10 protein-coding genes and 1 pseudogene are annotated in these 13,604 nt (G+C 68.0%); 4 read left to right on the top strand and 7 right to left on the bottom strand.

Going from position 1 to position 13,604, the window contains the following annotated elements:
- Positions 1–39: 39 nt before the first annotated feature.
- A complete protein-coding gene (locus tag ACWC1K_RS28925) occupies positions 40–780 on the bottom strand; it encodes an SUKH-3 domain-containing protein (RefSeq protein ID WP_450835612.1) in 741 nt (246 codons plus the stop codon).
- 55 nt (positions 781–835) lie between these two features.
- Positions 836–1,357, bottom strand: coding sequence for a hypothetical protein (locus tag ACWC1K_RS28920; RefSeq protein ID WP_450835610.1), 522 nt, complete (start codon positions 1,355–1,357; stop codon positions 836–838).
- 135 nt (positions 1,358–1,492) lie between these two features.
- On the opposite strand from ACWC1K_RS28920, the gene ACWC1K_RS28915 reads away from it, so the two are divergent.
- Positions 1,493–1,981 (top strand): hypothetical protein, encoded by a 489-nt coding sequence (locus tag ACWC1K_RS28915; RefSeq protein WP_450835608.1) that lies wholly within the window; start codon positions 1,493–1,495, stop codon positions 1,979–1,981.
- Here ACWC1K_RS28915 and ACWC1K_RS28910 read toward each other — a convergent pair.
- Together ACWC1K_RS28910 and ACWC1K_RS28905 are read right to left on the bottom strand one after the other, a co-directional pair.
- Entirely contained in the window at positions 1,974–2,597 is a 624-nt protein-coding gene (locus ACWC1K_RS28910; protein WP_450835606.1) for a helix-turn-helix domain-containing protein, read from the bottom strand. The genes ACWC1K_RS28915 and ACWC1K_RS28910 overlap by 8 nt on opposite strands.
- A complete protein-coding gene (locus ACWC1K_RS28905) occupies positions 2,537–3,256 on the bottom strand; it encodes a hypothetical protein (RefSeq protein WP_450835604.1) in 720 nt (239 codons plus the stop codon). Before ACWC1K_RS28905 ends, ACWC1K_RS28910 begins: the two co-directional genes overlap by 61 nt.
- A 324-nt stretch (positions 3,257–3,580) precedes the next feature.
- On the opposite strand from ACWC1K_RS28905, the gene ACWC1K_RS28900 reads away from it, so the two are divergent.
- Complete coding sequence (locus ACWC1K_RS28900; RefSeq protein ID WP_450835602.1) at positions 3,581–7,027, top strand: nSTAND1 domain-containing NTPase; 3,447 nt, start codon at positions 3,581–3,583, stop codon at positions 7,025–7,027.
- Between the two features lie 388 nt (positions 7,028–7,415).
- Complete coding sequence (locus tag ACWC1K_RS28895; RefSeq protein WP_450835600.1) at positions 7,416–7,652, top strand: hypothetical protein; 237 nt, start codon at positions 7,416–7,418, stop codon at positions 7,650–7,652.
- On the opposite strand, the gene ACWC1K_RS28890 is transcribed toward ACWC1K_RS28895, so the two are convergent.
- The 3 genes from ACWC1K_RS28890 to ACWC1K_RS28880 form a co-directional block, all read right to left on the bottom strand.
- Positions 7,588–7,983: an HNH endonuclease family protein gene (locus tag ACWC1K_RS28890; protein ID WP_450835598.1), complete on the bottom strand. Its 396-nt coding sequence runs from the start codon at positions 7,981–7,983 to the stop codon at positions 7,588–7,590. The two genes, ACWC1K_RS28895 and ACWC1K_RS28890, sit on opposite strands and share 65 nt — an antisense overlap.
- Before the next feature lie 491 nt (positions 7,984–8,474).
- Positions 8,475–12,296 (bottom strand): HEAT repeat domain-containing protein, encoded by a 3,822-nt coding sequence (locus tag ACWC1K_RS28885; protein ID WP_450835596.1) that lies wholly within the window; start codon positions 12,294–12,296, stop codon positions 8,475–8,477.
- Entirely contained in the window at positions 12,293–12,850 is a 558-nt protein-coding gene (locus ACWC1K_RS28880) for a hypothetical protein (RefSeq protein WP_450835594.1), read from the bottom strand. Before ACWC1K_RS28880 ends, ACWC1K_RS28885 begins: the two co-directional genes overlap by 4 nt.
- A gap of 97 nt (positions 12,851–12,947) precedes the next feature.
- On the opposite strand from ACWC1K_RS28880, the pseudogene ACWC1K_RS28875 reads away from it, so the two are divergent.
- Positions 12,948–13,079: pseudogene (locus ACWC1K_RS28875) on the top strand (sigma factor-like helix-turn-helix DNA-binding protein); the annotation flags it as partial.
- Positions 13,080–13,604 lie beyond the last annotated feature (525 nt).

The following is a 13,604-nucleotide window of genomic DNA, read 5'->3' as shown; positions in this document are numbered from 1 at the left end:
AAGCATCGTCGGAGTGGAGCCCGGTCCGGCTGGGGCTGTTCAGTCGGCAGTCTCGATCCGCTCCGGGGCGATGCCCAGGACGAGCTTCTCCAGCGCGTCCTGGGCAGAGCCGAACGTAGCCAGCCAGGTCTCGACTAGGTAGATCTCGCTGTTCTCGTCGATGCCGAGGAGGAATCTGCCCTCATCGAGTTCGCCGAGGGGGAAGATGGCGCGCCCGATGGTGTGACTCCAGTCGGCGAAGCGGTCTTCCTCGCCGATGAGGTTGTCCGGGTCGAAGTTGAAGGGGGTCTTGGCGCAGGTGATCCCTGGGCCGCTGATCTGGACGTCCAGGCCACCGAACTCCGCCACGAAGGTTTCGGCGGCATCGTGCATGCGGACCAGGCCGGTCTTCTCGAGCGTCTCGCGCCAGTGGTCCGTCGAGACGTGCCGTCCCGGCCGCCAGCCTGCTGAGCGCAGTGTCTCGTCGATCACGCCAGTCCCCCGTAGATACGTCGCCGCCGCATCGACCCATGCCTTGTCCACCGGCACGTCTTCTGGCCAGCCGGGCCGCCAGTCCGCCTGCCAGTGGGCGAAGTCGTCACGCAGGAACTGCGAGTCAACTGGCTTGAGTCGCACTTGCTGTCGTTGATCGGCCCACCAGACCTCGAATTCGGCCTCGGTTCCTTTGCCTGGCCAGCGTTCTGCGACCGTCGGCAGAAGCAGAACATCGACGAACCCTCCGACCGGAAGACCGATGTCGACGAAGATCCCGATCGCACCCGGTCTCGGGACTGCCGTCACCGTCCCTCGGAACCTTTGCCCGAACCGCAGGCTGCGACGGATTCGAATCCACTCTTCAGCGCTGACCACCCGGACATCCTGGCATCCCGCTGTTGCGGGTGGCGGCCGGACAGTCGTGGTGGTGGGGCTGGGGGCCAGCGACGTTGAGGATGGGGTCTTCCCCTTCCGGGATGTCGAAGACGAAGACGACGCCAGAGGGGGTGGCCTGGATGGCGCTCTGGTTGCCGAAGGTCAGGGGCGTATATGGCTGCCAGGCGCAACCGACGCGGCCGAGAGCTTCGATCACCTCGGCGTACTTCGGGTGGCTGGTGAACGACCGCTTCTCGACCAGCCCCGCGGGGAGTTCAACGGTGTCTCGCCAGGTCTGGAGGCAGATCAGGATGATCTTCTGGCAGCGGCAGACGCTCAGCTCAAGGTCGCCGTAGGCGAACAGACGCGGCCACGACCGACGCTTCCCGACGACCACTTCAAAGGGCTCGCCGAGCGCGTCGGTGACCGCGCCCCAAGCGGCGCCGTTCGCGACCGGACCCAGCTGCCCCGACCGGGCAAGTTCCGTCAGGACGTCGAGTAGCTCCATGCGGCGGGAGCCTGCCATCTGCGGCGAGGGACTGTCGAACGGCTTTGGACGACCTCAGGCCGCTGCGGGCGCCGCAGTCCGCGGCGGACGTGAAAACCGGTGGGTCAGGGTGCACTGGGGAGGCAGGATTGGGCGGTGGCTGAACTGCTGTGGGACGACGTGAGATGGTTCTTCGACCCCGATGTGATGGGGTCGCTGCCGGACGTGTGGGTGCCCAACGCCTCGGAGAGGGACTGGCAGGCGGTCCTCGACCTCGTGGTGGAGCGGGGCTGGGCGTTTCAGTACCGCGAGGGCTCGACAGCGCTGCCGCTGCCTCCGGCAAGGGCCGTGCTGTCGCGCCCGGCCGACGCCGAGCAGCCTCATCTGGAGGTTCGGCCGGTGCAAGACATGTTGGCGATCTTTCGGTTCTATGCAGCAGAGGAGATCGACTTCGACGTCGACCTGCGGGAGATTCAGGGGCAGGAGCCACTCGATGCCCTGTGCGAATTCCTCGCCGCGATCGGTCGCCGGTTGGGCAAGCCGGTGCTGATGGATACCGAGGGCGGTGACGGGAGTCGTCCCGTCCTCGGGTTCGACGTCGAGGCGGACCGCGTCGTGATGCTGGTCGAGCCGCCGGTCAGGTGACGGAGGATTGCGCTGCGTCCAAGAGGCTGAGCAGGTGCGCTGCTTCGTGGATGAGAGCGGCGCCCGCGAGAGTGGCTGCAAGGGGGCTGGTCCGTTCGATCAGCTGAACGCCTGCGGCCCTTTCCAGGGCATGGAGCTGATGCGTGAGCGTCGCCGGTAGCGTTCCGAGGCTCCTGGCGGCCGAGCAGAGGTTTCGTTGGCCGGGCAGTCGGACCAGGCGTCTGAGGCGCTCGACGCAGTTGCGGACGTTGCTGATGGCCGCCATCGACTCGGACAGGGCCGGTGCGTCCCGCAGGAGCGCGAACGGGTTGCTGGTGGCGCTGTTCGGGCGGATCTCGATGCCCCACTTCTTGGCCAGCAGGTTGAGGCGGTGCTTGTCGAGACCGAACTGTTCGGCGATGTCGGGGATGCTGAGGCGTCGGTGCACGTAGGCGTGCTCGAGTTCCTCGCGGGTGATGCGAAGGCTGAGCGGTTCGGGGCGTGGTGTGGCTGGGATCCCGGCTTCTTCCAGAGCGTTTTGGACGGTTGAGAGGCTGCAGCCGACACTGCGGGCGATCAGGCTCTGGTTGAGAGCTCCGCTGGAATGAGCGGTGCGGAGGAACCCCGGGTCGAGCATCCCGCGACGAGGCCGACGCCGACCAAGGCCGGAGGATGCGGGAGGGGGCGGCGGTTGGGTGGTGCGGGTGGCGTCGCAGTAGAGCCGGCGTGCCCTGCGGTCGTGTTGCTCATGGCGGGTGATTCGAAGGTGCCGTTCAGCCCGAGGTCCATGAAGTGGACGCCGGCGCCGCGGCCGCCGTTGTTCCACGTGCCGCACCAGTCGACGGTGATCTTGGTGTGGGTGATGGCCTTGTGCTGGCAGTCGATCCACTGTCCCCACACGTACTTGCCGTTGTAGGCGACCTCGCCGGCGAGGCTGGCGTAGCCGGTGCCGCAGGACGCGGTGCTCTTGGGACCACCCCAGTACGGCTTCTTGTTCAGTACGCAGAACGTCGCGCGGACGCTCTTGTAGTGCCACTTGCGGGCCGCGGCTGCGGCGGGGACGCCGCGCGGGGCCGCCCCGACTCGATCGGGCCCCTCCTTGACCGTCACCGCGACGGACTTACCCTCGGCCCCATGCAGCGGCCAAGCACGGGCAACGGCTGCTGCGCCGGCCGAACCAGGCTGCCGGGCGGACTGGTCACCGCCGGCCGCCGCACCGGCCACGGGCCCGGACGCGAGGGATCCGCCAAGTGCCAGGACCGTGGCGGCGAGTACTGCTCCCTTGTGAACGCTCATCTTCCTTTGGCTCCTTCTGATTACTCCGGCGATGGTGGGCTGCTGCACCGCTCCAGCCCTCCGCGACGATCGGCAGCGAGCCGAACGCCGGTACCGGGGGCGGTGCGGCGAGCGTGGTGCAGCACCGAGTTCAGCGGCCCGGGAATTGAATGGGCAGCCGCCTTCGCCACCCTGATCATTGGTGGCCATGCAGGTCACGGACATGGCGCCACGTCACTGGCCAAAGAAGGAGCCTGCAACTTGCCCTCTTGTCACGGGCGTGCATAGCGTGCGGCGATCGCGCCGCGTCCAACGGGGGAGGCGGGACGGGAGAGGTAGCAGCCGATGGCCGGACGTCGCGAGAGCCCCTTGGAGCCGAGCGCGGGTCCGGTCGCGCGCTTTGCCGCAGATTTGCGCAAGCTGCGGGCGGAGGCCGACAGTCCGACGTACCGGGTGATGGCAGATCGATCCGGTCAGGGGGCGAGCACCCTGTCACAGGCCGCAGGGGGTGAACGACTGCCGACGTTGCCGGTTGTGCTCGCCTACGTACGCGCCTGCGGCGGCAACGAAGCACAGTGGGAGGCTCGGTGGCGTGAGACGGCCGCGGAGGTGGCGGCCGAACCACGCAGCGACCTTGACGACGTCGAACCGCCGTACCGGGGCCTGGCCCGCTTTGAACCCGCCGACGCCGATCGATTCTTCGGCCGGGACCAGCTCACCGACCGGCTGCTCCACCTCGCGCAATCCCGCCGCTTCACCGCCGTTTTCGGCCCCTCCGGCAGCGGCAAGTCCTCGCTACTGCGCGCCGGCCTCATTCCCCGCCTCCAACAACTCGAATCGGCGGGCCAGCGACCAGCCGCTCTGCGGGTTCTCACTCCTGGTGACCGTCCCCTGCAAACCCATGAGCAGCGCCTGGTGCCCGCAGATGCCGATGGCGACACATGGTTAATCGTGGATCAGTTCGAAGAGCTGTACACCCTCTGCAACGATCCGGCGGAACGCGACCACTTCATCGACCGCCTCCTGGCCGCGATCGCCCCCGACAGCCGACTGCGGGTCATCATCGCCGTGCGGGCCGACTTTCTCGGGCGCTGCGCCGAACACCCCGGACTGACCACCGCACTACAGGACGCCACCGTGCTGGCCGGCCCTATGACACGGGACGAACTGCGCGAGGCCATCGTCAAACCCGCGCAGACGACCGGGCTCATCGTCGAACGCCCCCTGACCGCGCGCCTTCTCAACGAGGTGGACGGCGAACCCGGCGCGCTGCCGCTGATGTCTCACGCCCTGCTCGAAACCTGGCACCGCCGCACAGGCCGCGCCCTCACCCAGGAGGCATACGAGGCGGCCGGCGGTCTCCACGGCGCCATTGCCCGCACCGCCGAAGATGTCCACGCTCATCTGACCGCGTCGCAGGCTGCCCTCGCCCGCCGCATCGTGCTGCGCCTCATCACCCCCGGCGAGGGAACCCCCGACACCCGGCGGCCCACGCCACGGGGGGAACTCGAGTTCGGTGACACCAACGACACCGCCAAGGTCCTCGAGCGCCTTGTCCGCGCCCGCCTGCTCACCCTTGAGCACGACACCGTCGACCTGGCCCACGAAGCCCTGATCACCGCGTGGCCCCGGCTGCAGACATGGATCAACGAAGCACGCGACCGCCTGCGGCTTCACCGTCAACTCACCGAGGCCGCACGGACGTGGGACGACCTCAATCGTGACCCCGGCGCGCTGTATCGCGGCACCCGGCTCACCGCAGCCGAAGAGACCTTCCTCCATACAGACGTCGAGAGCGACCTCACGTCGGTGGAGCACGACTTCCTCACCTGCAGCACCACAGCCCGACTTCGCGAAGAAGAAGCAGCCAGCCGCACTACCCGACGCTTGCGCCATTTCACAGTCACCCTGTCGATCCTGCTCGTGCTCTCCCTCACCGCGGGACTGATCGCATGGCAGCAGTACAGGGCCAGCGAGCAGCGACAGCAACAGGCACTCACCGCACAGAAGATGGCGCTTTCCCGCCAGCTTGCCGCCCAGTCATCCACTCGGCTGGAGAACAACCCCGACTTGGCCGCACTCCTAGCGGTCCAGGCATACCGGACCAGCCCAACAAATGAAGCCACCGCCAGCCTGTTCGCCGCCGCAGCTTTGCCACTCCAGCACCGCCTGACCGGGCACAGGGACATCGTGGAGTCGGTGACGTTCAGTCCGGACGGCCACACCCTCGCCAGCGGCAGCTACGACAAGACAATCCGGCTGTGGGATACGGCAACCGGCAGACTGCGCATCATCCTGACCGCGCACGCTGGTGCGGTGGATTCGGTGGCCTTCAGTCCGGACGGCCACACCCTCGCCAGCGGCAGCGACGACGGGAAGGTCCGGCTGTGGGAAACCGCAACCGGCATGCTGCGCGCCACCCTGACGGGTCGCATCGGCAGGGCGCAGTCGGTGGCGTTCAGCCCAGACGGCCACACCCTCGCCAGCGGCAGCGGCATCGACGACAGCAACAGCGACAGCGACGACGGAAAGGTCCGGCTGTGGGATGTTGCAACCGGCAAGCTGCGCACCACCCTGACCGGACACACGGGCGGGGTGCAGTCGGTGGCATTCAGCCCGGACGGCCGCACCCTCGCCAGCGGGACCGTCCACGGGATCGGGCTGTGGGATGCAGCAACCGGCAAACTGCGCACGACCATTGCCGACCAAATCAATTTGTCAATGTCGTTCAGTCCGAACGGCCATACTCTCGTCAGCAGTAGCCAGAACGAGGCCCGGCTGTGGGACGTTGCAACCGGCAAGCTGCGCACCACCCTGACCGGACACACGGGCGGGGCGGAGTCGGTGGCATTCAGTCCGGACGGCCGCACCCTCGCCAGCGGAAATGACGACGGCAAGGTCCGGCTCTGGGAAACCGCAACCGGAAAGCTGCGAGCCACTCTGAGCGGGCACCGAGACATCGTGGAGTCGGTGGCGTTCAGTCCGGACGGCCGCACCCTCGCCAGTGGCAGCGACGACGACACAATCCGGCTGTGGGACACCGCGACCGGCGCACCGCCCGCCACCCTGCCCGGGCACACCAACGGAGTGGAGTCGGTGGCGTTCAGCCCCAACGGCCGCACTCTCGCCAGCGGCGGGTCTGACGGGGAAGCTCGGCTGTGGGACGTTGCAACCGGCAAGCTGCGCACCACCCTGACCGGGGATACAGCCACGGTGGAGTCGGTGGCGTTCAGCCCCAACGGCCGCACCCTCGCCACCAGCAGCGACTACGGAGCCCTCCTGTGGGAAACCGCAACCGGCAAACTGCGCACCCCCATTGCCGCCGACGTCTTCGTGCATTCGGTGGCGTTCAGCCCGGACGGGCGCACCCTCGCCGGCGGCAGCGGCAGTGACGACGGCAAGGTCCGGCTGTGGGAAACCGCAACCGGAAAGCTGCACACGACCCTGACCGGACACACGGGCGTGCAGTCGGTGGCGTTCAGTCCAAATGGTCGCACTCTCGCCAGCGGCAGCGACGACGGCAAAATCCGGCTGTGGGATGTTGCAACCGGCGGCCTGCGCACCACGCTGACCGGGGATACGGCCACCGTGGAGACGGTGGCGTTCAGCCCCAACGGTCGCACCCTCGCCAGCGGCAGCGACGACGGCAAAATCCGCCTGTGGGACGTCTCGCTTCCGGATCCGCTCTCCGCCATGAAGAAGATCTATCAAGCCGTCCACCGAGCTCTTACTCGGAGTGAGCGCTCCACCTATCTGGCAGGGGCCCCCAGTTCACAACGACGAGAAGAGTGATGATCCCACTCGGTGCACTCAGCGATGCCCTTGGCCTTTTACCTGGCTGATGACACGTCCGTGAATGCCACGGGACTTCGGCGATCCCCTCATCGCAGGGTCCTCTCACAGTGCAAAACTAATATCGCCGATACTGGCTGCTCCGCTGGCCGCCAAGGCCGATCCACATCACCCGACCGCTCTCGCCGACCGCGACCGGGAGCACCTTGCCGTCCGGGGTGAAGTGGTACTTCGTCCCACGCCGCTCACCTTCAGCCCGGTCTCGATCGCCCGGTCCCAGGCGTGCCCCAGGCGAAGGATCTCCCCCTCTCTGCAGCAAACACGCCGACCGCCAGGGGAATACTGCAGCTTCCGAATAACGGCGCTTCGCCAGTGGCATGTCGACACCGTGGACACGGAGATCGCGGGCTCCCCGGCCCGCCCCGCCTACCTCATCGTCCGGCTCCCGGACGGCACCCTCACCCAGACAGCACAGCTGGACAGCAGCCAGCGCACCGCCGTCAGCCGTGCGCTCGCCGCAGGCATCCGGGAGGCGCTGCCCGACGGGGGCCACCGGGTGGTCACGCCGCTGCTCGCCGAGGTCGAGGTGGGCACCACCCGGCACCGCACCGTGCCATGTCTGTGAGCGCGGTGTGTTCGGCGGGGTCGGTGGCCAGGCCCCAGCGGGTTTTGACGGTCACCCAGTCGGTGGCGTAGGTGCAGCGGTAGTCGGCGGCGGGAGGCTGCCAGGTGGCCGGGTCCTGGTCGGCCTTCGAGCGGTTGGAGGTGGCGGAGACCGCGATCAGCGCGCGGGGATCCCCGAGGTCGTTGGCGTAGGCCTCGCGCTCCTTGGCCGTCCAGGCGGAGGCGCCGGAGTCCCAGGCCTCGGCGAGCGGGACCAGGTGGTCGATGTCGAGGGCGCGGGCGGTGGTGAAGTAGGTGTCGTCGTACGGCGAGTACCACTCGCCTCCGGTCAAGGCGCAGTTGGGACCCTGCTCCGGAGCGATCACGGCTTCGGATTTCAGTACTTCCTGACGGGTGTTGCAGCCGTCGCGGTCGGCGTCGATCCAGTGCCGGAACTTGCTGCGTTCGTAGCCGGTGCGGTCCTCATCGTGGACGGGGAGTGCGGTCAGGGCGTCGCGGACGGGCAGGGCGACGGTATCGCGGGGGTCGGCGGCGTGGGCGGTGGTCGGGGGTGAGCAGGGCGGTGAGCGCGAACAGCGCGGCGGCCGCGGTGTGTACGGCGCGGGTGGAACGCACGAGGCTCCCTTTCGAAGATGCCAGACGGTTGTGATCTTCGTATCGAGTACGGTGTCCGGCGCGCCCGGCAAACAGATCAAACATCACCCCGCGTTCGCTGACTCAAGGCAGCCGGACATCCTTCCCCGGCAACTGCCACCCTGCCCGCATCCCTGGTGATGCCCTCAGCTGGGTTCCCGCCGTCCGTACCCCAAGGCCGCAATGTGTGTTACTGGACGAGCTGTCCCCGGAGCCGGGCGGCGCGGGCGCGGGTCTCTTCGTCTGGGTCGTGGGCCGCCCGGTCCTGGAGCGCGCTGAGGGTGTCCGAGTGGGTCGGCCAGCTCATGGCGAGCATGTGGTGGAGCATGCGGCGGGTCTCGGCGTCGGGATCGGCGTATGCACGGGTGACCGCAAGTGCACGGGCTTCGTCGTCAGGGGCGTGGAGCACCCAGCGCGTCAGGGCGGTGAATCTCACGCGCGGGTCCGAGTCGTCTGTGGCGAGTACCAGAAACACGGCACGGACGTCTGGGTCGTCCGGTCGGCGCATGCCGAGCGTCTCCACGGCATGGAGCCGGGTCTGTTTGTCTGGATGATGGGCAGCGGCCTGGAGCAGGAGAGCCACGGCGCGGTCATGCCAGAACCACTTATCGGCGACCACGTAGACCACCACGGACGCCGAATAGGGCGCATCGGCGTCGACCGCGGCACGGACGACGACCTCGCGGACCTCGTCACGGTCGAACCAGCGCCTGGTCAGCAGCCGCAGTGCGGAACGGCGGGCGCCATAAATGTTCTCCGGATACTGAGCCACACGCAGGAGCACGGCGAGAACGTCGTCGCTGTCGGGCCATGCGTCCCCCAGTACGTCGATGAAGGCGGCTCGAGCGTGCTCCTCCGGGTGGTCGGCCATCCGCAGGAGCAGCGCGTGGACGTCCTCGCGGTCGGGCCAGTTGGTCTGCAGCGCCTTGAGCAGCTTTGCGCTGGTGTACGCCGACAGGTTCCCGGCGGTGATGCTGCGCAGCAACAGGTCCCGGACGTCCGGAAAGTCGGGCCAGTGCAGCGCCAGCTGTATCAATGCATCTCCTCGGGCGTCGCCCTCCGCTTCACCCGCAACTGTCATGAGGACGGCGTAGGCGCCGTCCGTGGCGAGGGTCCGGTCGATCAGCCGGATGGCGGTGCATCGGACGCCGTCGTTGGGGTCCGACGCCGCTCGCCGCAGGATGATCTCGTGCGTTTCCTCCTCGTCGCGCCAGCTTCTGCCGAGTTGTCGAAGAGCGACTGTTCGCAGCTCCGGCTCCGGGTCGGTGGAGGCCTTGATGAGCGCTTGGCGGACATACTCGTCGTGCGGCCACTCGTATCCGATGGTGCTCACGGCGCTGAAGCGGTGGGGGCCGACGGCTGCTCGCAGGAGCAGGTCACGCACCTGGGGATCTCCTGTCCAGTAGCGGGTGAGGACATGCGCAGCTGAGTCGAAGTCGTCGCGGGTGGTAGCTTCGGTGATGCGGCGGATGACGAAGTCGCGGACGTCGTCGCGGTCCGAGCAGCGCTCGCCTAGGGCACGCAGGGCGGCCCGACGGACGTATGGATGGTCGTCGTCGAGTGCGCGGCGCATCAGGAATCCCCGCACGTCGTCACGTTCGCCGGCCCCCGCCTCTAGGGCCTCCAACAGGCCGATGCGGTGGAAGTCGTTCGGGTCCTCGGCCGCCGCCCGCTCGATCAGTGCGCACGCGTCCGCGTGGTCGAGCCATGTAGCTCCGAGCAGTAGAAGAGCGGTGTACCGGGTGTCCCCGGCGGGATCTTCAACGGCACTTGTCATGAGACGGTCGCGGACGTCGTCACGCCGTGGCCACAGCTCCGCCAACGCTTCCAGCGCGGTGGAGCGGACATGATCAAGTGGATCGTGCGACGCGGTGTGCACGAGCAGATCGTGGACGACACCGTCGTCCGGGTGCTGTTCTCCCCACAGGTACAGGAAGCAGACGCGATCGATCTCGTAGTAGGAGCGCGTGGCCAGCATCGAGAAGTCCGCTGCCCGCAGACGAAGTGTCCCGACGACGAGCGTCGGCTCCTCGCTGACGGAGAACTGTCCGCTCAGGCCATACCACCGGACGAAACGTCCCTGCCCCGACCAGCTGCGGCCGAACGACGCGAGAGCGGGCATCGCCTCCGCGAGCAGGCGCGGTCCCTTTTTGCCCCGGACGTCGAGGGCGCGGGTGGCGGAGTCGACGGCTGCTCTGCTGTGCGCGGACAGATCGCCGGGATGTCCGACCTCAGCCAGGGCCCTCAGGGCCAGCGCCGCGTGGGACGCGTCGCCTGCCGCCGCTCGGCCTTGCAGTTCCAGCAGGCCATTGATCGCCGTGCGTGCCGTAGGCGTACCGATCTGCCCCATTAGCAGGAGGAGCACCTCGTGCCAGGACGGATCGCAGGCGCGCGGGGCGATGACCTGGGCGACCAGTTCCTCGGGAGTCCACTCCCGGTCGTCCTTGTACCGGTAGGCGATGTCGGCGGCGGCCAGGTACTCCAGGAAGACACGGTGAACGAACCCGTATACCTCGCCCCCATAGTGACTGAGGATGAAGTTGCGCTCGTGGAGTTGGGAGACCATGGCACGGGCCACCGTCCCGGCGTGTACGGCGGAAAGTTCGAACTGCGGCGATCGCAAGTAGTCGCGGAATACCGCGATGAGGGAGTCGCGGGCGATGTGATTGCCCGCGATGCCTTCCTGCCCCTCCTGCATGGTGCGTGCCAGCAGCCTTAGCAGCTCAAGACGTTCGTCCGGTCCGAGTAGATCCGGTACCTCGGAGACCGTGGCGGGCAGGGGCATGTTGAGTTGCTTGGCCGTACGGTCCCACTCCGAGACCAGAACGGTGACCGCGTGTTCGTATAACCGGTGCCGCTTGCTGGGAAGTTGCTGCCGTCGGCCCACGATGGCCAGCACGGTCAGCAGGAGCGGGTTGCCCGCCATCTCGCGCAGTGGCCCCGAGGCCCGGAGGGCCGAGTCGATCCGCTCCACCAACTCTTCGGCCTGCTTGGGGTTGCCAGGACACGCGACCCGATACCAGCAGCGGATGAACTCGCCGATCCGGTCCTCGTCCAGGTCCTGGAGCATGAAATGGGCGAAGCCAGCCGTCTCCAAGGGGACGCGGCGGTAGCCGATGGTGCGAGAGGTCACCACGATGCGAGCCATCGGCCAGCGCGTGGCGAAGGCGGCGATACGTTGCACGGCGTCGTCGCGCACCTTGCGGTCGAAGAGCTCGTCGAGCCCGTCGAAGACCACCAACGCCCGCCCGTTCAGGAGCAGTTCGTTCGCCACAGCGGGTGGTACGGAGAGGGCAAAGTCGTCGTATAGATGGGCCAGGAAGTCCTCGAAGGAGCTGCACTGCCATCGCTCCTCGGCATACTGGCGCAGCTCCACCAGGAGCGGTACGTGGTCCGCCAGCCCATCGAGCGGCCCCTCTTCCCGGCCCTGGGTCAACGCGAGTGCGAGGTACCGCACGAGCGTCGACTTCCCGGCCCCGGGGTCGCCGAGCAGCACCAGGAGGCGGCTTGCCGGTGCGGCCAAGACCTTCAGTACCTCCAGCGCGGGGCGCCGCAGGTACGAGTCTTGGATCCGGGCGATCGCGCTTTCGTCGACCCCGAGCGGCAGCGCGGGCCCGTCGTCGCCTCCCCCGGACTCGGCAAGCCGTCTCAGCAGTTCCCGCGGCAGTTCCACGGACGGCGGGTCGGCGCGGACCGTCGGAGCCACGAACACGTCGCGCAGTCCCACCGTCGGATGCTCCTCCGACAACGGAGTGAGCACTTCCAGATCGAGACGGCCGTATCGCTGGGCGACCCGCCCGGCGTAGCGGGCGACCGCCGCGCCGATCTCCTCCTCCGACGGCGGGGGAGCGGGTGGGGGGTGCTGGGTGACGATCAGAGTCTCAACGATCGTGTTGTCGTCACCGGATATGACATTTCGAGCGCTCGTACCGACGGCGATCGCCCGATCCCCTTCAGCCTGCACTTCCTTGGTCGATTCCGGCACGCCCGCGAGGGGTTCCTGCCCGGTCACGAATCGGCACCGTCTCCCGTGATGATCTGCGCGGCATCGTCTGCGACGGCGACAGCCCGCTCGCCGCTGGCCTGCACGTCGGAATGCTGGACCGCGGGGCGGCTGTCCCCGGTCGGAACGTCCGGCACGGCGCCCGGCAGGCTGACGCGGTCCCCGGTGACGACCAGGCCGGCGCTGCCTCCCACGGCGACCGAGCGCACCCCCTTGGCCGTCACCGCCCGGCTCGGTGCGCCCGCACCGGCTTCCTGGAGCGCGGCGACCGCTTGGGCAAGCTCGTTCTCGAAGGTCGGCGCGCGCTTGATCGCCGCCATGAGCGACAACACGAGGCGCTGGTGGGTGAGGTCGCTCAGTTCCGCAGCTCCGCTACGGGCCTCCTCGACGGCCTCATCAAGCGCGGGATCGGCTCCCAGCATCCTGCCGACCAGGTCGTGGAAGCGATCCATCGCGGTGTCGACCGCGCGGTCGACCTCGGCGTCCGCCCGCGGCGCAGCCCTGCGCACCTTTCGTACGGCCCAGGCGAAGACGTACCCGGCTGCGATCTCGATTCCGGTCATGGCTGCTGTCCCCCCACGCAGTGGTGCGATGCCGGAAACAACGTATCCAGCCGCCCTCAACTTCGCGGGCCGTATAGGTGATTTGGGAGAGGTTCGGTCGCTCAGGCTGCTCTTGGAGGACTTGCCTTGGCGGGAGAAGCGGATTCTGCTGCTGCGCTTCTTCGGCCACATGAGCCAGTCGCAGATCGCGCACGAGGTCGGCATCTCACAGATGCACGTCTCCCGGCTGTTCCGTACCCGGCCGGGTACGGGCAAGCGGTTTTTCGCGGTCGGCCAGCGAGCCGACGGTGTCACCGGACCAGACGTTCGGTGCAGATGGGGGGGGCGGCGATGCCCGCGAAGGTGAGGAAGTGACCGGCCCGGTGCTCATAACGGTGGTGTGGACGGCGGCGCCCGAACGGCCGGGCCGTTGTCCGCTCCATGGTCCAGTGGTGGTGGTGCTGGTGGTCACGCGGGGGGCCGGGAAGGTGTGCGGGGTCGGTGGTTGCTGCGGTTGTTTGTCGGGTGGACGTTCGGTGCGAGTGCTGGGGTGTGGTGGCTGTGTCTGTCTGTGTGTGCGGGTTGACCAGCCAGGGGGCTCGGGCTGTGGCGGCTTGTGTGGGGGGTGTTGTGGGGGGTCTTGGTGGGGTTGTTTTGTTTTTCTGGTCTTCGGGTGGGGTGGTGTAGTGGTGCGGGCTGGCGGGGGGCTGGGTGGTGGTGGGGGGTTCTGTGTTTTTGGTGGTGGGGGGGGTGTGTGTGGTGTGTTGGGGGGTGT

The sequence above is a fragment of the Streptomyces sp. NPDC001492 genome (assembly GCF_053597275.1).
The sequence above is the reverse complement of the archived record's forward strand: the minus strand, read 5'-3'. Positions and strand labels throughout refer to the sequence as shown.

Excerpts from the sequence above, each read along its gene's own strand:
- ACWC1K_RS28920 (WP_450835610.1), bottom strand. The coding sequence starts at position 1,357 with ATGGAGCTACTCGACGTCCTGACGGAACTTGCCCGGTCGGGGCAGCTG.
- ACWC1K_RS28910 (WP_450835606.1), bottom strand. The coding sequence starts at position 2,597 with ATGCTCGACCCGGGGTTCCTCCGCACCGCTCATTCCAGCGGAGCTCTC.
- ACWC1K_RS28905 (WP_450835604.1), bottom strand. The coding sequence starts at position 3,256 with ATGAGCGTTCACAAGGGAGCAGTACTCGCCGCCACGGTCCTGGCACTT.
- ACWC1K_RS28900 (WP_450835602.1), top strand. The coding sequence starts at position 3,581 with ATGGCCGGACGTCGCGAGAGCCCCTTGGAGCCGAGCGCGGGTCCGGTC.
- ACWC1K_RS28880 (WP_450835594.1), bottom strand. The coding sequence starts at position 12,850 with ATGACCGGAATCGAGATCGCAGCCGGGTACGTCTTCGCCTGGGCCGTA.